Origin of the sequence: Amycolatopsis marina, from assembly GCF_900111885.1 — a bacterium.
In the GTDB taxonomy this organism is placed as follows: Bacteria; Actinomycetota; Actinomycetes; order Mycobacteriales; family Pseudonocardiaceae; genus Amycolatopsis; species Amycolatopsis marina.
Genome location: NZ_FOKG01000012.1, coordinates 12,304 through 31,578 on the forward strand (window position 1 = coordinate 12,304; position 19,275 = coordinate 31,578).

The window sequence follows — 19,275 nt, forward strand, 5'->3', positions numbered from 1 at the left end:
GGCCATGGTGTTTGCGCGCAGTCAATCCACGATCGCGGATAGTTTCGACAGGAGTAGGCGTCATCGAGACCGGTCACCTGATCGCAGGGCACTACCGCCTCGTAGAGCACGTCGGCAGCGGTGCCATGGGTGTGGTCTGGCGAGCCGTGGACGAGCGCCTCGAGCGTTCCGTCGCGGTCAAGCAGATCCTGACCCAGCCCGGCCTGTCCGAGGCGGAACGGGTCAACGTCCGGCAGCGCGCCATGCGCGAGGCGAAGAACGCTGCCCGCTTCCAGCACCCCAACGCGATCGTGGTGTTCGACATCGCCGAACACGACGGCGATCCGTGTCTGGTGATGGAATACCTGCCGTCGAAAAGTCTTTCGGCGATCATCGCCGAGCGCGGCCCCATGCCGATGCGTGAGGTGTCCCGCATCGGAGAGCAGGTCGCGGCCGCGCTGGTCGCCGCACACCGCTCCGGGCTCGTGCACCGGGACGTGAAGCCGGGCAACATCCTGATCGACGAAACCGGCACGGCCAAAATCACCGACTTCGGTATCTCCAGGGCCGCTGGCGACCTGACGCTGACGCAGACCGGCCTCATCGGCGGTACTCCCGCCTACCTCGCTCCGGAACTGGCCCGGGGCGCCGATCCCGCTCCCAGTTCCGACGTGTTCGCCCTGGGGGCAACGCTCTACCACGCGATCGAGGGCCAGGCGCCGTACGGAAACAACGCGAACCAGCTGGCCCTGCTCTATTCGGCGGCCAACGGCAAGGTCATCCCGCCGGCCAGGGCGGGCCAGGCCACGGCGCTGCTGATGAGCCTGCTGCGCTCCGAGCCCGACGAGCGGCCCACGATGCTCGAGGCGCGCGACCGGCTCGCGGCCATTTCCGGTGGTGAGGTGAGCCCGGCGGCGACGATGGTGTCACCACCGCTGCCCCACGGGGGGCGCCAGCCCGCGGCACCGATGCTCAAACCGGACACTCCGGGCAACGGCATCACTCCGCCATGGCAGCGCACCCCGTCGGCCACCGCTGTCGCGCCCGCCTCTCCCCCGCCGACCTCGACGTTCTCCGCGACGCCACCGGCCACCCCGCCGCGCGGCGCCGCGATGCGGGCCGCGGGCAACGGCAGCCCTCCGGCGCAGGCGCGGCAGCCACGCGACCGGCGTAAGCCGCTGATCTTCGGGGCGATCGCGGCCTCGATCCTGGTGCTGACCACGGTGTTGATCATCGCGTTGAACTCCGGCGGCGATGAACCCAACAACCAGGCGCAGAACCCCGCTCCCTCGACACCTCAGGAGACGTCCAGCAGTGCTCCGGTGTCCAGCCAACCCTCCAACGGAGCGCCGGTCAAATGGGGACCCGCGGGCAATGTCGCCGTCGACTTCTACAACGGGCTCGACAACCCCGCCGCGGCGTGGAACCTGCTGTCACCCGGCGTGCAGCAGTCCTTCGGCTCCCAGGAGTCGTTTGCCGACTACTGGGATGACTACGAGGTGGTCGCCGCGCAAGGCGCCACGGCGTACAAGCACGCCAACAACGAGGACGGCTCCGTGGACATCCGGATCAACGTCGAGTTCGAGGACGCCGGCCAGCAGCAGAAGACCGTGCGGGTGATCGACTCCGGTGGCAAGCTGCTGATCGACTCCGACCCGCGCTGAGGCACAGGTAGGCAGAGCGGGCCGCGTGGCTTACCGTTGGACCATGGCCAACGACCAGGGCCCCACACCGCATCCGCGTTTTCATGAGGATCTCGTCGGGCTGGACCCGCACGATCCCGAGGCGCAGGCTTTTGCCGCGCACCTGGACCGCATACAGCGGTGCAATCCGGCCTTCACCGTCGAGGCCTCGATCAGCGGCGTCGCCGACTTCGCCGAATCCAGTCATCGCGCGGCCGGGTTGCGCTGGTGGGGCGCGGTCGCTGTCGTCGTGCTGATTCTGCTCGGTGTCGTGGTAGCGGCATGGGACACGATCGGACAGGTGCTGAGCTGGCTCGGCGGGTAGCCTGACACATATGAGTTCCGGCATGAAACCCGTCGTTGGGGCGACCCCGCGCGTTGTGAAGTCCGAGCAGGAGTGGCGGGAGGAACTGGGGCCGGAGGAGTACGCGGTGCTCCGCCAGGCCGCCACGGAACGTCCCTTCACCGGCGAGTACAACGAGACCGAAACCACCGGCGCGTACGAGTGCCGCGCGTGTGGCGCCGAGTTGTTCCGCAGCGACACCAAGTTCGCCAGCCACTGCGGCTGGCCGTCGTTCTTCGACCCCGCCGACTCCGATGCGGTGCTGTTGCGCGAGGACCGCGCGATGGGCATGAAGCGCGTCGAGGTGCTGTGCGCGAGCTGCCACAGCCACCTCGGCCACGTTTTCGAAGGTGAGGGCTATGACACCCCCACCGACCAGCGCTACTGCATCAACTCCATCGCCCTGAAACTGGTCCCCGCGGACAGCTGACGGTCACCACCAGGCCGGGGCGCTGCTGCCCGGCTTGGGCGTCCCCCAGCGCCAGTGCGGTGGTGCCGCGGGCAGTGTGCCGGGCACCGGGACGTGGGTCAGCGTGCCGAACCCGCTCTCGGTGCGCCTGAGCAGGTGCTCTGCGTCGAACTCGACGCTTTCGTCCGGTTGCCTGCCGAGCTGGTCCAGCCAGCGCGCGGTGTGCGCCAGGGCCAGCCGGGCGTGCCAGCTACCGCCTTCGGTCGCGCGCCGCCACAGCCCGAGCATCGCGGCGCAGGCGGCGAACCAGCCGGTCGCGTGGTCGAGTGCCTGCACCGGCAGTGGGCGCGGTGCGTCGGCGCCATCCTCGTGGGCGATGCCGCAGGCCAGCTGCACCAGACTGTCGAATCCTCTGCGTCCTGCCCACGGCCCTGCCCAGCCATAGGCGGACAGGTCGACGACGACAAGGCCGGGACTGGCCTGCGCCAGTCTGGGCAGGGTGAACCCGAGCCGGTCGAACGCACCGGGCCGGAAGGAGCGCACCAGCACGTCGGCGTCGGTGACCAGCCGCCACAGCCGCTCCCGGCCCTCCGCCGTGCGCAGGTCGACGAACGCCGACCGTTTGCCCATTCCGGTGTCGATCACCAGCGGACCGACGGCCGGCAGGTGCGCCGCGCCGAGATGCAGCACGTCGGCGCCGTGTGCGGCGAGCGTCCGGCCCGCCACAGGTCCCGCGATGACGTGGGTCAGCTCCAGCACCCGCACCCCGCCGAGAGGCGTACCGGACGACTCGGGCACACGCCGCCGGGGTGCCGGCGCGATCGGACTCAGTTCCATGAGCGGTTGTCGTGCCACGGCGTCGCCCTGCGGGTGCCGGAGCCACCCCGCGCCGCTGCGCATCGCCGCCGCGGCCCCACCTTCGGCGATCACCGACTCCTGCACCTGGAGCGCGCCGAGCCGGGCCACCGCGCGCTCCAGCGCGGGCCGGTCGGCCCGCTCCGGTGCGACCGCCAGCGCCCGGCAGGCCGCTTCGGCGTGGTGCGGATAGTTGCAGTGCAGCCGGACCCAGCCGTCGCTGGCGCGGTAGTTCCCGGACAGCGGCGCCCACGTCTCGCCGGGAGTCTTCCCGCCGACCCGCAGGAACCGCTCACTGGCGAACCCGGCAACGGCCGCATGGGTGTCCACCGCCACCGGGCCCGGAGCGATGCCGCGCAGCCGCAACAGCTCCGCGGCGGCACTCGTGGTGGCCGCGACCACGGCTGCCGCGGCGGTGGTCACCCGGTAGCGGCCCGGCAGCGCCGACTCCGGGCCGGTGAACCGGACCTCCGGTGACCGGTCACCGGTGAGTGCACGCCACAGTGCGGCGAACTCGACCGTCACCTCACTCGCTCAGGGCAGGGCGTGGATCAGCTCGGCGGGCGGGACACGCGTACCCGTGTAGAACGGCGTCTCCTCCCGTACGTGCAGCCGGGCCTCCGTACCGCGCAGGTGGCGCATCAGGTCGACGATGCGGTGCAGTTCGTCGGCCTCGAAGGCGAGCATCCACTCGTAGTCGCCGAGCGCGAAGGACGCGACGGTGTTGGCCCGCACGTCGGGGTAGTCCCGCGCCTCCTTGCCGTGGTCGGCGAGCAGCTTCCTGCGCTCGTCGTCGGGCAGCAGGTACCACTCGTAGGAGCGGACAAACGGGTAGACGCACACGTACTTGCGCGGCTCCTCCCCCGCGAGGAACGCGGGGATGTGGCTGCGGTTGAACTCGGCGGGCCGGTGCAGCGCGACCTGGCTCCACACGGGAACCGAAGCCCGGCCGAGCGGTGTGCGCCGGAAACCGGTGTAGGCGGCCTGCACCTGCTCGATCTCCTCGGCGTGCCACCAGATCAGGTAGTCCGCGTCGGCCCGCAGACCGGAGACGTCGTAGACCCCCCGCACGACAACCCCCTTGTCCTCGAGGGCGTCCAGGTACTCCACCGTGGCGGCGGCCGCGTCGCCCCGGTCCTCGGGCAGCACACCCGGCTCGACCCGGAACACCGACCATGCGGTGTAGCGGATGGTGTCGTTCAGCTCTTGGTAGTTCAACCTCGCCATATCGCCATGATCCCACCTCGCGGAGCAGGCCGGACGGTGGCCGTCCGCACACTCTCGCCGCACGCCCGCCGACTCGCTAGTGTCGTCAACCATGGAGCACCACGAACTCGGGCGGCGGTTCGCGACGCTGACCACCGCTCATGTCGCCGACGCGTGCATTCGTGCCAGGGTCCCCGTGCGGTGCGCACCCGCGACCGTGCGCCCCGTCCGGCCGGGTAGCCGCGTGTTCGGGCGGGCGCTTCCCGCACGGCACGCCGGCAGCGTCGACGTCTTCCTCGAGGCATTCCAGCAGGCCGACTCCGGCGACGTGCTGGTTGTCGACAACGGCGATCGCGTCGACGAGAGCTGCGTCGGCGATCTGGTGGTGCTGGAGGCACAGGCCGCCGGACTGGCCGGCGTCGTGATCTGGGGCCTGCACCGGGACACGACCGACATATTGGCGATCGGCCTGCCCGTCTTCAGCACGGGGACGATCCCGACCGGCCCCCTGAGCCTGCGGGAACGCTCCCCGGACGCGCTGAAGCTCGCCACCGTGGGCGAGTGGCGGGTGAGCAGGGCCGACCTGGTGCTCGGCGACGACGACGGTGTTCTGTTCGTCCCGGCCGCCAGGGCCGCCGAGTTGTGCGCGCTCGCGGAGGCCATCCGGGAGACGGAACGCCACCAGGCCGACCGCATCCGGTCAGGCGTCTCACTGCGCAGCCAGGTGCGGTTCGACGCCTTCCTCGCCGCACGCGAGCACGATCCCGCGCTGAGCTTCCGCGAGCACCTGCGGTCGGTGGGCGGAGCGATCGAGGAGTAACGCGACCCGCGGCGGGAGCTGTCGCTTCACCACCAACTGGTACAGCGTCCCGCCCTTGAATCGCAAATCCGGAAATGCACTTTCTTCCGGTCCGAATAGCTGCCGGAGTAAGCCGAATTGGTCACCCAGCCGTCCTCATAGCGTTGCAGGTAGCTGTACGACGGCAGCGATGAGGGGCCATTGGTCCACCACCGCCCGTCGTAGTCGTTACCGTCCCAGACCCAGGTCTTGCACAGGGGCAGGCTGCCACCCGCCGGTCCCGAAAGGGTCTTGCACGACTGGGCCAGAATCCCCGCGGGCGATTCCTCCGCGGCCGAGGCGGGCGAGGCCAGCAGAACGGTGGCCCCTACGGCCACAGCGGCGATCGCGCCGGTCCTTCTGATGTCCGAACGCAGCATTGTCTCTCCCCAGAATATTTGCTGTGGGTGCGGACGTCTCGGCATTCAGGTCCGAAATGGACGGAACTTCCCCTTGAACCCCAGCGCCCTGCCCCCTGGACGATTTCGAGTGTAGGGAAGAAATGGGGACGAAGAACAGGAGTCGGCTTCGTGTTCACCGGGATGGCTCAGTTACGGCTGCCGAATTCCGACGCCAGCCGGGTGGCGGCGGCATTCGCCGTAGCGATGCAGGCGGGAATGCCGACGCCGTGCAGCGCGGCACCGGCGATCTCCAGACCGCGGACTCGCCGTACCGCGCGCTCGACGCGCTCGACCCGCTCGCGATGACCGGGGCCGTACTGCGGGAGGCCACCACCCCAGCGGGTCACCAGGACGTCGACCGGCTCGGCATCGACCCCGGTCAGTTCGGCCAGGTCTCTGCGCACGAGACGCACCAGTTCCGGGTCATCGGCCCGCAACGCTCCCGGATCGGCGAACCGGCCGACCGAGCCACGGATCGGCAGTGGAGCACCCGCGGCATGGAGATGTGCCCACTTTCGCGCGGAGAACGTGAACGCCTTGGTGGCGAAGGATGAGCCGTCGGCCCTCCGTTCCGCGGCGCCGATGAGCAGCCCCGACGCCTCCGGCAGTTCGGTGCCCGGCGGCAGCGCCAGCGAGACGACGGCCATCGAGGCGAGTTCGATCTCGCCGAGAGCAGCGGCGGCCGCAGGCTCCACCCGGGCGAGCAGCCTGCCCGCCTGTGGCGCGGGCAGCGCCAGCACGACGGCGTCGGCGTCGAACTGTGGAACCTCGGGGGCGTGCGCGGGGGCCGCGGCACCGAGCAGCAACCGCCAGCCACCTTCAGCACGGCGCCGTAGCTCGCGAACCGGGATGCCGAGCCGGACCCGGGCGCCCGAGAGTCGCACCAGCCGCTCGACCAGCGTGCCCATTCCGCCGGTGAGTGCGGCGAACACCGGCGCGGCACTCGGCTCGGCGGGCAGCACCGCGGACGCGGCAGCGGTGAGCGAGGGGGCACCGGCGTCGAGCGCCGCGGCCAGCGCGGGCATCGTCGCGCGCAGGCCGAGACCATCGGCTCCGCCCGCGTAGACGCCACCGAGCAGCGGGTCCACCAGCCGGTCGACGAGTTCGTCCCCGAACCGCGCACGCAGCAGCGGGCCGAGTGCGACGTCGCCGCCCCCTGGCAGGGACACCGGCGGCAGGCCCGCCTCCGCGGCGACCGCGCGCACGCCGTCGGCGGAGAGCAGCCCGGTGACGGACTCGGGCGAGCCGGGGACACCCATGAGAGTGCCCGGCGGGATGCGCAGGTTCACCCCGCCAGCACGGACGGTGGACCGCGCCGAAGTCGGGTGGGTCAACGCCGGGCCGAGCCCGATCTCCTCGACGAGGGCGAGCGCCTCCGGCCTACGCGCCAGGAAGGCCTCGGCCCCCACGTCGAGCGGGCGGTCGGCGAGGGTGGCGGTGCGCAGCTTGCCCCCGAGTGACCCGGTCGACTCGCAGACGGTGATCATCACCGACTCCCCCAGCCGCTGCCGTAGCCGGTAGGCGGCGGTCAGGCCGGAGATCCCGCCACCGATGACGGCGACGTGCCGGCTCACAGCGAGTGGACCAGCTCGACCACCCGGGTGAGGACCTCGGGGTCGGTGCCGGGCAGTACTCCGTGACCGAGGTTGACGATGTGTCCGGCCGCGGCGCGCCCCTCGCCCACGATCCGGCGTACCTCGGACTCGACAACGGACCAGGACCCGAGCAGGAGCGCGGGGTCGAGATTGCCCTGCACGACCGGAGGCGGGGCGTCCGGAGCGTGCGCGGTGAACCTGCGGACGGCCTCGTCCAGCGGGATCCGCCAGTCCACCCCGACGACGTCCGCGCCGGCCTCGCGCATCGCGGGCAGCAGTTCACCGGTGCCCACACCGAAGTGGATCCGGGGAATGCCGGCCTCGGCGACCCCGGCGAGCACCTTCGCCGAGTGCGGCAGCACGAACTCACGGTAGTCCCGCAACGAAAGGGCGCCGGCCCACGAGTCGAACAACTGGACGGCGTCCACCCCGGCGTCGATCTGTGCCCGCAGGAACGTGAGGGCGGTGTCGGCGAGCCGGTCGGCCAGTGCGTGCCAGAGCGCGGGCTCGGAGTGCATCAGGGCCTTGGTGTGCTCGTGGTTGCGGCTGGGCCCGCCCTCGATGAGGTAGGAGGCCAGGGTGAACGGCGCGCCCGCGAAACCGATCAGCGGCACGTCCCCGAGCGAGTCCACCAGCAGCCGCACCCCCTCCGCGACCGGTGCCACCTGGCCGGGATCGAGTCGCGGGAGCGCGGCGATCGCGCCCTCGGAGCGCACCGGCTCGGCCACGACGGGGCCGGTGCCCGCGACGATGTCGATGTCCAGGCCGGCGGCGCGCAGCGGCACCACGATGTCGCTGAACAGGATCGCCGCGTCGACGCCGTGCCTGCGTACCGGCTGAGTCGTGATCTCGGCGAGCAGTTCCGGCTCGAAGCAGGCGTCGAGCATCTGCACGCCCTCGCGCAGCGCGCGGTACTCCGGCAGCGACCGGCCCGCCTGCCGCATGAACCACACGGGCAGCCGGTCGGGCCTGCCGCCCCTGGCGGCAACGAGGAACGGGGCGCCGGAGAGGTCACGGCGCCGGTGCGCCCGCGCGGCGGGCGAAGGGGTCTGAGCGGAGGGAGACATCATCGTTATCGTGCCACGAGGCAACAGGCGGCCTTCTCTCGGCGCGCCTGCTCCCGTGCGCGGGTGTTCCCGCCTTACAGTCGATCGGTGACCCCCCTGACCCATGCGCCCGAGTTGTTCCGCGAGGCCGTCGCGGCGCTGGAGTCCGTCCAGGCCCGGCCGGAGGTGACCCTGGAGACGATCCGGGCGCCACAGCGGCTCGCCCCGTGGTCCTACGCGCTGAGCGCGGAGGCGACCGGGCCCGCCGAGGTACTCGCCTCGGGTCGGCTGGTCCTGCTGCACGACCCGGAGGGGCAGGAGTCCTGGGACGGCGTGCTGCGGCTGGTCGTCTACGTGCGCGCGGAACTCGACCGGGAACTGGCGACGGACCCGTTCCTGCCCGCTGTGGGCTGGTCCTGGCTCACCGAGGCACTGGAGAACTCGGGAGCGGACTGGACCGCGCTCGGCGGCACGGTGACCGAGACATCCTCGGCGCGGTTCGGCGACATCTCCGGACCGCCCAGGACGGACGACCTCGAACTGCGAGCGTCCTGGACGCCCTCGGACGCGGCAGGGCTGCACCCGCACGGCGAGGCCTTCTGCCAGCTCATGTCGAGCATGGTCGGCCTGCCACCGGTCGGGGTGACGATGTTCGGACAGCGGCAGTCGTCCTGACGCCCCGCGTCCCCCTTCCGCACACGATATCGAACCGTTACTACTACTTTGCGTAACCAATCGTCATGCGTTTTGGGCGGCAGTGAGACGCTTCAGCTACCTGTTTCGACGCGGTTTGTGACCGTCCTGCGAGCGGCTCCGACGGCGCGGTGACGGCCGTCTCACCCGGATGTCGCGATCGGGGAGGAACTCCCGGGGCGCGACCGGAAAACGCGGGCGCCGGGACCGGTGCGGGCCTTGGACGCGCCACGGGGAGAATTGCCGCCATCGGTCCGGCAACGTTCTTCGACCGCCGTGCGTGAGCTTCCAGAAGACTGTGATGGCACCACGAAAGCCGGGTGACGCAGCGAGATCGGAAGCACTCAGGTCCTCGGCGTCGAGGATTCCACCACGTGGGACCGAGCGGGCCGCGGCGGGCACACTGCCTGGTACAGCCCGTACCCACTGGCCCCGGATTCGGCTCGCCTGTGTCGACAGCGGCCGGACTCCGACGGCACGGAGAGCGCCGCGGAGCCGTCCCGGACAGCTCCGCGTGTGCAATGCACGAGGCATCTGCACGCGCCGTAAATCGTCGGCAATCCTAGTTCATCGTGTTCGCTCGGCGATGCGTTAGCCACTCCCCGTGTTGTCCCCCGATTGTGCTACATCGATTCCCCAAAGTAACTACTCGATCGGGATAGATACCCGTTCGAACCCCCCACTGACCCACTCGTGCGGCTACAGTGCTTCCGACGACACCACTTTCGGTCTAAAGCTGGCGCGGCTGATCGGCCGAAAGTCCCGGTGCCGGTCGGGGGGCACGACCGACTCCAGGGAGGTAGTGACGTGGCTGCCGTCGGCTTATCTCAGGCCGTCCGATCCACGCCAGCCGGTGCTTTGCCGGCGAGCATGGTTCCGCACCCGCGGGAAGAGCTGTTTTCTGTGCTGGTGGTCGATGACCACCCGTTGTTAAGGGAGGCAATCGCCGCACGACTCGCACAAATGGGTGCGGGTACCGTCCACGAGGCTGCCACGGTGGCCGAGGCAAGGGCGAGGGCAACGGCCACCGGGCCGTGCGACCTCGCGATTCTCGACCTCGGTCTGCCCGATGGCAGTGGCATCGAGCTGGTTACGGAACTCCGTAGCAACGGCTGGCCACGCGTGGTCGTACTCGCATCATCCGACGACCCGTACGCGGTGCGGTCGGCGTTCCAGGCCGGTGCTCAGGCATACCTGCTCAAGTCCGCATCGCCGGTGGTTGTCACCGACGGTGTACGCAGGGTGCTCGAGGGCGGCGTGTACGCCGATCCCAGCGTGGCACCGGTCCTGGCCACCGGCACCAGAGTCGCCGGCACCGACAACACCCCACGTGAGCTCTCGGCTCGCGAGGTGGAGGTGCTGCAGCTTGTCGCCGACGGCCAGTCCAACAAGGAAATCGGTGAGGAGCTCAGCCTTTCCGCGCTCACGGTGAAATCTCACCTGTCGCGGATCGGGCGCAAGCTCGGCACGGGTGATCGGGCGCAGATGGTCGCACTGGCCATGCGCGCGGGCGTCATCCGCTGAGGTCGCACAGGTAGAGGCTGCCGTCGCGAGCGGGGATCGAGGTGGATGAGCCGCAAGGCGGACGAGGGAGGCGGGACGGAGTCCCGGTGACTGAGGACAACGCCGCGGATCGCCGCCTCGGCCCCCGCGCAGCAGGCATCGCTCTACCTGCGTGACCTCTGAATCCACGGCCTCTACGGGGCGGGCGAACCAGGCGCGGTGAGCCCGTCCCGTAGAGTCGTGGATCTACATCACTCCTGCGACCCGCGGGACCAGCGAGTTCACGGTCGCACGTTTCGAATAGGGCATAGTGGACAACGCGGATCCTGATCTCGACTCGACCGAGGAGCCTGCGGCAGTCACCCTGACGGAACCGGCAGAGGGAACTCCGCCGGTGATCGCCGATGCCGAGGCACTGAGCCAGGCCTGTGAAGCGCTGTCCCAGGGCAGTGGCGCCGTCGCCGTCGACACCGAGCGGGCCTCCGGATACCGGTACTGGCCCAAGGCCTACCTGGTGCAGTTGCGCCGGGAAGGCGCGGGCACCTTCCTCGTCGACCCCGTCCCGCTCGAAGGCAGGCTCGAGCCGCTGGCGAAGGTCCTGAACCACACCGAATGGGTGCTGCACGCCGCATCGCAGGATCTGCCCTGCCTCGCGGAGCTGGAGCTCTACCCGGAATCGCTGTTCGACACGGAACTCGCGGGCAGGCTGGCGGGCTACGATCGCGTCGCACTGGGCACCCTCGTCGAGCAGTTGCTCGGCTACCGGCTGGAGAAGGGCCACAGCGCTGCCGACTGGTCGAAGCGTCCGCTGCCGGTGGAGTGGCTGAACTACGCCGCGCTCGACGTCGAACTGCTGGTGCCGCTGCGGGAGAAGCTCGAGACCGAACTGGCTGCCCAGGGCAAGCTGGAATGGGCGTACCAGGAATTCGAGTACGTCCGCGCCGCTCCGGCGCCACCGCCGAGGGTCGAGCCGTGGCGGCGGACGTCGGGTATCCACAAGATCCGCAGTCCCCGTGGACTCGCGGCCGTGCGGGCGCTGTGGGAGGCCAGGGACGAGCTGGCGCGCAAGCGTGACCGTGCCCCGAGCCGGGTGCTACCGGACAGCGCGATCATCAACGCGGTACTCGCCAACGCCAAGACCAGCGCGGACCTGCAGGCACTGCCGGTCTTCAGCGGCCGGGTGCAACGCAGGTACACCGGGAACTGGCTACGGCACCTGCAGGCGGCGCGCACGCTGGATGCCAGCGAACTGCCCACACCCGCCACCCCCGGCGACGGCCCTCCCCCGGTGAACCGCTGGTCGGACAAGGACCCGGACGCCGCAGCGCGACTCGCCGCGGCCCGCACGGCCCTGAGTGAACTGGCCGAGCACCACCGCCTTCCGGTGGAGAACCTGCTGCTGCCGGACCTGCTGCGGCGCACCTGCTGGCGTCCGCCGACGGACCTGTCGCCGGAGGGCGTCGCCGAGGCGCTGCGCGCGGGTGGCGCCCGTCCCTGGCAGATCGAGCTGGCCGCCGCCCCCCTCAGCGAGGCACTGCACGCTCAGGCCTGACTCATGCGTGTGCCTGTGAGGCACTCGACAGTGGGATCCCTCTGGTTACCGGAGAGTAACTTGCACTATCGTGCGGTCATTCGACTTTCCGATTCCAGCTGAGGAGTATTCGTGGCCACTCCCGCAACTCCGCAGGCGCCGACCGCGCGCGCGGTACGCACTGTGGCCTTCGTCGATGGGGTGCGCACCCCGTTCGGCAAGGCAGGCGACAAGGGCATCTATGCCGGAACCCGGGCGGATGATCTCGTCGTCAAGGTCATCCGCGAGCTGCTGCGCAGGCACCCCGAGTTGCCGCCCGAGCGGATCGACGAGGTCGCGGTCGCCGCGACCACGCAGACCGGCGACCAGGGCCTGACCATCGGCCGCACGGCGGCGCTGCTGTCCGGGCTGCCCAAGTCGGTGCCCGGCTTCGCGATCGACCGCATGTGCGCCGGCGCGATGACGGCCGTGACCACCACGGCCAGCGGAATCGGCTTCGGCGCGTACGACGTCGTGATCGCGGGCGGTGTGGAGCACATGGGTCGTCACCCGATGGGTGAGGGCGTGGACCCCAACCCGCGCATCGTGGCGGACAAGCTCGTCGACCCGACCGCGCTGGTCATGGGCCAGACCGCGGAGAACGTGCACGACCGGTACCCGGACATCACCAAGCAGCGCACCGACGCCTTCGCGGTCCGCAGTCAGGAGCGGTTCGCCGAGGCGGTCAAGACCGGCAAGATCGGCCCCGAGCTGGTCCCGGTGGCCACCCGCTCCGCGGAACTCGGCTGGGGCCTCGCGACCGAGGACGAGCCGCCCCGGCCCGGAACCACGGTGGAGCAGCTGGCCGGTCTCAAGACGCCGTTCCGCCCGCACGGCCGGGTGACCGCGGGCAACGCCGCGGGCCTCAACGACGGCGCCACCGGCGCGATCCTCGCGGACGAGGAGACGGCGCGTGAACTCGGGCTGCCGGTCGGAATGCGCCTGGTCGGCTACTCCTTCGCCGGGGTCGAGCCCGAGGTGATGGGCATCGGCCCCGTCCCCGCGACCGAGAAGGCGCTGGCCCGCGCAGGCCTCACGATCGACGACATCGGCCTGTTCGAGGTCAACGAGGCGTTCGCCGTGCAGGTGCTGGCCTTCCTCGACCACTTCGGCATCGCCGAGGACGACGAGCGGGTCAACCCATGGGGCGGTGCGATCGCCTGCGGTCACCCACTGGCCTCCTCCGGTGTCCGGCTGATGACGCAGCTCTCCCGCCAGTTCGCCGAGCGCCCGGACGTCCGCTACGGCATCACGACGATGTGCGTGGGTATCGGCATGGGTGGCACGGTCATCTGGGAGAACCCGGCTTTCGATGGGAGCACGAACTGATGATTTCCGCCGAACAGGCCAAGGCCGCGTTCCCCGACGAGGTCGTGACCACCGCCGTGACCCGGCTGATCTCGGTGCCCGGACTCGACAGGCAGGTCGCACTGATCACGATCGACAACGGTCTCGATCACAACCGGCCCTCGACATTCGGTCCGCAGGGCCTGGTGAGCCTGAACTCCGCACTGGACGAGGCATTCGCCGCCGAACCGGCCGCGATCGCGGTCACCGGCAAGCCGTTCATCTTCGCCGTCGGCGCCGACCTCTCCGGCGTCGAGGAGATCTCCGACCCGGACCTCGCCAGGCAGATCGCGCAGACCGGCCACGACGTGTTCCGCAGGCTCACCGAATCGAAGATCCCGACCTTCGGCTTCGTCAACGGTGCGGTGATGGGCGGCGGACTGGAACTGGCTCTCTCGTGTCATTACCGCACCCTGTCGGACAACACGGCGGCAATCGCGCTGCCCGAGGTGTTCCTCGGACTGTTCCCCGGCTGGGGCGGAACACAGCTGCTGCCGAACCTCATCGGACCGGACGCCGCCGTCACGGTGATCGTCGAGAACGCATTGAACCAGAACAAGATGCTCAAACCCGCGCAGGCCGCCGAGCTGGGCATCGTGGACGAGGTGTTCGGCTCCGCCGACTATCTGGAGCAGTCCCTGCTCTGGCTGGCGAAGGTCGTCCGCGGCGAGGTCACTCCCCCACGCCGGGAGATCGACCGGGGACAGGAGTGGGACGCCGCCATCGGCCGCGCGAAGGCCATTGTGGATGGTAAGACGAAGGGAGCCTCCCCCGGCGCGAACAAGGCGATCGAACTGCTGGAACTGGCCAGGGCGAAAGACCTGGACCGGGGCTACGCGGCCGAGACGGACGCGCTGACCGAGGTTTTGATGACCGATACCCTGCGCGCGGGCCTGTACTCGTTCAACCTCGTCAACAAGCGGGCGAAGAAGCCGGCAGGCGCACCGGACAAGTCGCTGGCCCGCAAGGTCGGCAAGGTCGGGATCGTCGGAGCGGGCCTGATGGCCAGCCAGCTGGCGCTGCTGTTCGTCCGCAGGCTCAAGGTTCCCGTGGTTCTCACCGACATCGACCAGGCGCGCGTGGACAAGGGTGTGTCCTATGTGCACGGTGAGGTCGACAAGCTGCTCGACAAGAGGCGGGTCTCACAGGACGAGGCCAACCGGCTGAAGGCGCTGGTTTCCGGCTCGCTGGACAAGTCGGCGTTCGCCGACGCCGACTTCGTGATCGAGGCGGTCTTCGAGGAGCTCGGGATCAAGCAGCAGGTGTTCAGCGAGGTCGAGGCCGTCGTCGGCCCGGAGTGCGTGCTGGCCACCAACACGTCCTCGCTGTCGATCACCGAGATGGCGGAGCGGCTGGAGCACCCCGAGCGGGTGGTGGGGTTCCACTTCTTCAACCCGGTCGCGGTGCTGCCCCTGCTGGAGATCGTACGCGGGGAGCGGACCGACGACGCGACACTCGCCACCGCGTTCGCGGTGGGCAAGCAGCTGAAGAAGTCCAGTGTGCTGGTCAAGGACGCGCCCGCGTTCGTGGTGAACCGGCTGCTGACACGGTTCCTCGGTGAGGTGCTGGCCTCCGTGGACGAGGGCACACCGTTCGAGGTCGCGGACACCGCACTCGACCCACTCGGCCTGCCGATGTCGCCGATGACGCTGCTCCAGCTCGTCGGACCGCCGGTGGCGCTGCACGTCGCCGAGACGATGCACGCCGCGTTCCCGGACCGCTTCGGCGTCTCGGCGAACCTGAAACGGTTCGTCGACGCGGGCAAGTCGGCGGTGTGGACCTGGGACGAGCAGGGCAACGCGACGCTCGACCCCGAGGTCGCCGAGCTGTGGCAGCAGGGCGACGCACCGCAGTCCGCGGAGCAGGTCCGCGAACGGGCGGTGTCCGCGATCGCCGAGGAGGTGCGGATCATGCTCGACGAGGGTGTGGTCGCCGAGGCACAGGACATCGACCTGTGCCTCATCCTGGGCGCGGGCTGGCCGTTCTGGCTCGGTGGCATCACGCCGTACCTGGACCGCTCGGGCATCTCGGAGAAGGTCAACGGCGGGCGGTTCCTGTCACCGGGCGCGGCCTCGGTCCCGGCGAACTGACACTGGATCAGTGCGTTCGTCGGCGAGTTCCGTGCCAGGGAACTCGCCGACGAACGACCGTCAGACGGAGATCACTCGCAGCAGGCGCTCGAGACCGGTGAAGTCCCTCTCGTTGCGGGTGAGCAGTGGCAGTGAGTTCGTCACCGCGGTCGCGGCGATCTGCAGATCCAGCCGCCGAGGCCGGGGATCGCGACCTGCTCGCCGGACCAGCGCGGCCAGGGTGCCGTAGATCCTCGCCTCCGCGAGATCAAACGGCAGCACCGGAAACCGGTCGAGCACCCAGTCGAGTCTTTCGGCGCGAACGTGCCGTTCGAGTGGATCCTCAGCATCGAGACCATAGGCCAGTTCCGCTACGCTGATCGCACTCACCGAAGGGCTTGCCGCTGCGAACTCGCCAAGGTCGGCGGGCCGTGGATCAATCAGGACCGACGTATCGAAAAGAACCGCATCGGTCACCGAAGCGCCTCGTCCGGATCATCCGGACCAAAAATGGCGTCGTCCGCCGCACGTTCCCGGTACCAGCTTTCGACGTTGATCGGCGGAAGTGCTCGCAGCTGATTCAATGCTTCGCCTGCGGACAGACGCCGGGAAGGCTTGCCGGACTCCTGGTGTGGCACCAGATCCGCGACCGGCTTGCCGTTGCGGGTGACGGTGAAGCTCTCGCCTGCCTCGACCCGCCGCATGATCTCGGCGTTGTCGTTGCGCAGCTCACGCTGCCCGATGGTCTCTGTCATAGCACAACTGTAGCACTTCTCTCCATAAGTGCTACAAGGCGCTACGCCCCGAGTATGTCCGGGTCCGGTCCGATCCGCTTGGCCTGCTCCAGCGTGGCGAAGCCGGAGATGTCCTGGCTGTCGAACTCGAAGTCGAAGATGTCGACGTTCTCCGCGATACGTTCCGGGGTCGCCGACTTCGGGATGGCCACGTGCCCCATCTCGATGTGCCAGCGCAGCACGACCTGAGCCGGGGTCTTGCCGTGCTTGTGCGCCACCGTGCGCACGACCTCCTCGTGGAACAGATCACCCCCGCGGGCCAACGGGCTCCAGGCCTCGGTCACGATGCCGTGGCGCTCGTGGAAGGCACGCAGTTCCGCCTGCTGCATCCGCGGATGCGCCTCCACCTGGTTGACCGAGGGCGTCACCCCCGTCTCGTCCATCAGCCGCCGCAGGTGCGGGATCTGGAAGTTCGACACACCGATCGCCCGGACCCTCCCGTCGGCGAGGATCTTCTGCAACGCACGCCAGGTCTCGACGTACCGGTCCAGCGCGGGCAGCGGCCAGTGGATCAGGTAGAGGTCCACGTAGTCGAGACCGAGTTCACCGAGGCTCGTGTCGAAGGCGCGCAGTGCCGCGTCGTACCCGTGGTCGGTGTTCCACAGTTTCGTGGTAACGAACAGGTCCTCGCGCGGCAGCCCCGACTCCCGCACCGCGGCGCCCACCCCGCGCTCGTTGGCGTACAGCGTGGCCGTGTCGATGCTGCGGTAGCCCGCCTCGATCGCGGTCCGCACCACCTCGGCGGTCTCGTCGTCCGGGATCTTGTAGACCCCGAAACCCAGGCGGGGCATCGAAACGTCTTCGCTGAGCGGGACAGTGGGAACCATGGCCGCACCGTAACCCGGTACTGATCCGTAGGCGAACCGGCGGGGTGGCGGTGTGTGACGTGTCCCCAATGTGGCATTGGGGACATCCAACGTCCCCAATGCCACATTGGGGACGTATCAGTGCGCGGCGGGAAGGTGCACCGTCACGGTGAGGCCCCCGCCAACGACCGGCTCCGCCGTGACTGTCCCCTCGTGCGCCTGCACCGCCGCGCGCACGATCGACAGTCCGAGACCGGCACCCGAGCGGGCCGTCCTGGCGATACCCGACCTGCGGAACGGCTCGAACAACTCGGTCACGGTGACCGGATCGATCAGACCGCCGGAGGAACGCACCCGCAGCACGCACCACCGCTGCCCGGCCTGGGTGTGGACCTCGATCCAGCCACCGTCGACGTTGTGCCGCACGGCGTTCTCCAGCAGGTTGCCCGCCACCCGTTCGAGGAGCGCGGGGTCTCCGGTGACCACGGCCTGACCGGTGTGGAACTCCGTCCGCAGTCGTCGCTGCCCGGCCTCGTCCGCCACCGCCCGCCAGGCGCTGCCGACCACCGCCGCGAGATCAACCGGTTCGCGCACGGCAACCCCCGCGCCGTCCGTGCGGGCCAGCAGGAGCAGCGAGCCCACCAACTGCTCGGCGCGATGGGTCGCGTCCCGCACCACCTCGCCCATCCGCCGCAACTCGGAGGCGTCGGCCTCCTCGTCGGCCAGGGTGACCTCGAGTTCGGTGCGGATCACGGCGAGCGGGGTGCGGAGTTCGTGGCTCGCGTTGGCGACGAAATGGCGCTGGGCCTCGAATGCGGCCTGCAGCCGGTCCAGCATCTCGTCGAACGTTGTCGCCAGTTCGGCCAGCTCGTCACGGCTGCGCAGTCCGCCGATGCGCTCCCCCATCGACTCGACCGAGAGCCGGCGCGCGGTGGCGGTGATCTCCCGCAGCGGTAGCAGCACACGTGAGGTGAGCGTCCACGCGAGGATCGCGGCAGCGCCGACGACGCAGCAGAAAGCCACGGCTCCGACCAGGAGCACCCGTTGTCGCGCCTGGTCCCGGAGATGTTCGGCGAGCGCCGAGGCGTCCACATCGACCCCGTCGACCCGGACCGACGTACCAGGCGGCATCTGCGGCACCGCGGCCACCGCGTCCCCGACCAGTCGCCAGGCGAGCCAGAGCAGGACGAGACTCACGCCGGCTGCCAGCAGGGTGGCCAGCAGCGTGATCCGGGCCCGCAGGCTGCGGAAGGGCACTCCTCGGCCCAGCACGTTCATCGGTTCATCTCACCCCAACGCCGCACGACGGTGTTCGGCGGGAGGTGACGCTCAGCCTGCCGTGGCGGCACCGGGGACCCGGTATCCGGAGCCCACGACCGTCTCGATGATCCCGGGCTCGCCGAGTTTCTTGCGCAGCGTCATCACGGTCACCCGCACGGTCGTGGTGAACGGGTCGGCGTTCTCGTCCCAGACCCGCTCGAGCAGTTCCTCGCTGCTGACCACCGAGCCGCCCGCGGCGAGCAGCACCTCGAGCACACCGAACTCCTTGCGGGTGAGCTCCACCGGCCCACTCGCCCGCCGGACCGTCCGCCGGGCGGGATCGAGTTCGACGTCCCCCGCGGTGAGCAGCGGCGGTGCCGCGGGCGTCGCTCTGCGCCCGAGTGCGCGCACCCGCGCCACCAGCTCGGGAAAGGCGAACGGCTTGGCCAGGTAGTCGTCGGCGCCGAGGGACAGCCCCTCGACCCGGTCAGCCACCGCCCCGCTCGCGGTGAGCATGAGCACCCTGGTCAGCTCACCCGACTCGACGATCTCCTTGCACAACTCGTCCCCGGACATTCCGGGCAGGTCGCGATCGAGCAGCACCACGTCGTACCTGGTGACCGTCGCCTTCTCGTGTCCGTCATCACCGTTGAACGCGACGTCGACGGCCATCCCCTCGCGGCGAAGGCCACGGGCGATCGCCTCGGCGAGTGGTTCCTCGTCCTCTACTACCAGAATCCGCACGTCACAACCGTGCCATACGTTCCTGAGAGCACCTGAGAAACCGCGCCGCGAATCCGCACTTTCCCGGGAAAGTGCGATCCCCACGCGGGGGCACTCCATTGCACTTTCCCGGGAAAGTGCAATGGAGAGGAACTC

19 protein-coding genes are annotated in these 19,275 nt (G+C 69.8%); 9 read left to right on the forward strand and 10 right to left on the reverse strand.

The features are described from left to right. Positions 1–125: 125 nt before the first annotated feature. Genes BM199_RS19590 through msrB form a run of 3 tightly spaced genes read left to right on the forward strand, consistent with a single transcriptional unit; the run spans position 126 to position 2,434 of the window. The gene (locus BM199_RS19590) at positions 126–1,643 is read left to right on the forward strand and encodes a serine/threonine-protein kinase (RefSeq protein ID WP_245788469.1); all 1,518 of its coding nucleotides are present in this window, start codon (positions 126–128) and stop codon (positions 1,641–1,643) included. A 43-nt stretch (positions 1,644–1,686) separates the two neighbouring features. After that, complete coding sequence (locus BM199_RS19595) at positions 1,687–1,986, forward strand: hypothetical protein (protein ID WP_091674731.1); 300 nt, start codon at positions 1,687–1,689, stop codon at positions 1,984–1,986. A 22-nt stretch (positions 1,987–2,008) separates the two neighbouring features. Next, the gene (msrB, locus tag BM199_RS19600) at positions 2,009–2,434 is read left to right on the forward strand and encodes a peptide-methionine (R)-S-oxide reductase MsrB (protein ID WP_091674900.1); all 426 of its coding nucleotides are present in this window, start codon (positions 2,009–2,011) and stop codon (positions 2,432–2,434) included. Positions 2,435–2,437: 3 nt separating this feature from the next. Here msrB and BM199_RS19605 read toward each other — a convergent pair whose 3' ends face one another. Next, positions 2,438–3,793, reverse strand: a complete 1,356-nt coding sequence (locus BM199_RS19605) for a CoA transferase (protein ID WP_091674732.1) — start codon at positions 3,791–3,793, stop codon at positions 2,438–2,440. Positions 3,794–3,802: 9 nt separating this feature from the next. Beyond that, positions 3,803–4,495 carry a hydrogen peroxide-dependent heme synthase gene (gene hemQ / locus BM199_RS19610; RefSeq protein WP_091674733.1) on the reverse strand — a complete coding sequence of 231 codons (693 nt, stop codon included), beginning with the start codon at positions 4,493–4,495 and terminating at the stop codon, positions 3,803–3,805. 91 nt (positions 4,496–4,586) lie between these two features. On the opposite strand from hemQ, the gene BM199_RS19615 reads away from it, so the two are divergent. Further along, the gene (locus BM199_RS19615; RefSeq protein WP_091674734.1) at positions 4,587–5,294 is read left to right on the forward strand and encodes an RraA family protein; all 708 of its coding nucleotides are present in this window, start codon (positions 4,587–4,589) and stop codon (positions 5,292–5,294) included. Between the two features lie 26 nt (positions 5,295–5,320). On the opposite strand, the gene BM199_RS19620 is transcribed toward BM199_RS19615, so the two are convergent. The 3 genes from BM199_RS19620 to hemE all read right to left on the reverse strand — a co-directional run bounded on the left by BM199_RS19620 (position 5,321) and on the right by hemE (position 8,375). Beyond that, the gene (locus BM199_RS19620) at positions 5,321–5,692 is read right to left on the reverse strand and encodes a hypothetical protein (RefSeq protein ID WP_245788470.1); all 372 of its coding nucleotides are present in this window, start codon (positions 5,690–5,692) and stop codon (positions 5,321–5,323) included. A gap of 167 nt (positions 5,693–5,859) precedes the next feature. Beyond that, a complete protein-coding gene (gene hemG / locus BM199_RS19625; protein ID WP_091674735.1) occupies positions 5,860–7,287 on the reverse strand; it encodes a protoporphyrinogen oxidase in 1,428 nt (475 codons plus the stop codon). After that, complete coding sequence (gene hemE / locus BM199_RS19630; protein ID WP_091674902.1) at positions 7,284–8,375, reverse strand: uroporphyrinogen decarboxylase; 1,092 nt, start codon at positions 8,373–8,375, stop codon at positions 7,284–7,286. The genes hemG and hemE overlap by 4 nt, the downstream gene beginning before the upstream one ends. Before the next feature lie 87 nt (positions 8,376–8,462). Here hemE and BM199_RS19635 point away from each other — a divergent pair, with 87 nt between their 5' ends. From BM199_RS19635 to BM199_RS19655, 5 genes are all read left to right on the forward strand, one after another. Then, entirely contained in the window at positions 8,463–9,029 is a 567-nt protein-coding gene (locus BM199_RS19635; protein WP_091674736.1) for a DUF3000 domain-containing protein, read from the forward strand. Between the two features lie 825 nt (positions 9,030–9,854). Continuing rightward, positions 9,855–10,571 carry a response regulator gene (locus BM199_RS19640; protein WP_091674737.1) on the forward strand — a complete coding sequence of 239 codons (717 nt, stop codon included), beginning with the start codon at positions 9,855–9,857 and terminating at the stop codon, positions 10,569–10,571. Positions 10,572–10,860: 289 nt separating this feature from the next. Then, positions 10,861–12,102, forward strand: a complete 1,242-nt coding sequence (locus BM199_RS19645) for a ribonuclease D (protein WP_091674738.1) — start codon at positions 10,861–10,863, stop codon at positions 12,100–12,102. Positions 12,103–12,213: 111 nt separating this feature from the next. Then, positions 12,214–13,449: a thiolase family protein gene (locus tag BM199_RS19650; protein WP_091674739.1), complete on the forward strand. Its 1,236-nt coding sequence runs from the start codon at positions 12,214–12,216 to the stop codon at positions 13,447–13,449. Further along, the gene (locus BM199_RS19655) at positions 13,449–15,557 is read left to right on the forward strand and encodes a 3-hydroxyacyl-CoA dehydrogenase NAD-binding domain-containing protein (RefSeq protein ID WP_425425552.1); all 2,109 of its coding nucleotides are present in this window, start codon (positions 13,449–13,451) and stop codon (positions 15,555–15,557) included. Before BM199_RS19650 ends, BM199_RS19655 begins: the two co-directional genes overlap by 1 nt. Before the next feature lie 60 nt (positions 15,558–15,617). Here BM199_RS19655 and BM199_RS19660 read toward each other — a convergent pair whose 3' ends face one another. The 5 genes from BM199_RS19660 to BM199_RS19680 form a co-directional block, all read right to left on the reverse strand. Beyond that, entirely contained in the window at positions 15,618–16,013 is a 396-nt protein-coding gene (locus BM199_RS19660; RefSeq protein WP_091674740.1) for a type II toxin-antitoxin system VapC family toxin, read from the reverse strand. After that, the gene (locus tag BM199_RS19665; RefSeq protein WP_091674741.1) at positions 16,010–16,291 is read right to left on the reverse strand and encodes a type II toxin-antitoxin system Phd/YefM family antitoxin; all 282 of its coding nucleotides are present in this window, start codon (positions 16,289–16,291) and stop codon (positions 16,010–16,012) included. The genes BM199_RS19660 and BM199_RS19665 overlap by 4 nt, the downstream gene beginning before the upstream one ends. A gap of 41 nt (positions 16,292–16,332) precedes the next feature. Beyond that, positions 16,333–17,157, reverse strand: a complete 825-nt coding sequence (locus BM199_RS19670) for an aldo/keto reductase (RefSeq protein WP_091674742.1) — start codon at positions 17,155–17,157, stop codon at positions 16,333–16,335. A gap of 117 nt (positions 17,158–17,274) precedes the next feature. After that, positions 17,275–18,414 carry a sensor histidine kinase gene (locus tag BM199_RS19675; RefSeq protein ID WP_091674743.1) on the reverse strand — a complete coding sequence of 380 codons (1,140 nt, stop codon included), beginning with the start codon at positions 18,412–18,414 and terminating at the stop codon, positions 17,275–17,277. A gap of 51 nt (positions 18,415–18,465) precedes the next feature. After that, positions 18,466–19,140, reverse strand: coding sequence for a response regulator transcription factor (locus BM199_RS19680; protein ID WP_177242696.1), 675 nt, complete (start codon positions 19,138–19,140; stop codon positions 18,466–18,468). Positions 19,141–19,275: the final 135 nt, after the last annotated feature.

Excerpts from the sequence above, each read along its gene's own strand:
- msrB (WP_091674900.1), top strand. The coding sequence starts at position 2,009 with ATGAAACCCGTCGTTGGGGCGACCCCGCGCGTTGTGAAGTCCGAGCAG.
- BM199_RS19620 (WP_245788470.1), bottom strand. The coding sequence starts at position 5,692 with ATGCTGCGTTCGGACATCAGAAGGACCGGCGCGATCGCCGCTGTGGCC.
- hemE (WP_091674902.1), bottom strand. The coding sequence starts at position 8,375 with ATGTCTCCCTCCGCTCAGACCCCTTCGCCCGCCGCGCGGGCGCACCGG.
- BM199_RS19595 (WP_091674731.1), top strand. The coding sequence starts at position 1,687 with ATGGCCAACGACCAGGGCCCCACACCGCATCCGCGTTTTCATGAGGAT.
- BM199_RS19615 (WP_091674734.1), top strand. The coding sequence starts at position 4,587 with ATGGAGCACCACGAACTCGGGCGGCGGTTCGCGACGCTGACCACCGCT.
- BM199_RS19590 (WP_245788469.1), top strand. The coding sequence starts at position 126 with ATGGGTGTGGTCTGGCGAGCCGTGGACGAGCGCCTCGAGCGTTCCGTC.
- BM199_RS19670 (WP_091674742.1), bottom strand. The coding sequence starts at position 17,157 with ATGGTTCCCACTGTCCCGCTCAGCGAAGACGTTTCGATGCCCCGCCTG.
- BM199_RS19665 (WP_091674741.1), bottom strand. The coding sequence starts at position 16,291 with ATGACAGAGACCATCGGGCAGCGTGAGCTGCGCAACGACAACGCCGAG.
- BM199_RS19655 (WP_425425552.1), top strand. The coding sequence starts at position 13,449 with ATGATTTCCGCCGAACAGGCCAAGGCCGCGTTCCCCGACGAGGTCGTG.
- BM199_RS19675 (WP_091674743.1), bottom strand. The coding sequence starts at position 18,414 with ATGAACGTGCTGGGCCGAGGAGTGCCCTTCCGCAGCCTGCGGGCCCGG.
- hemQ (WP_091674733.1), bottom strand. The coding sequence starts at position 4,495 with ATGGCGAGGTTGAACTACCAAGAGCTGAACGACACCATCCGCTACACC.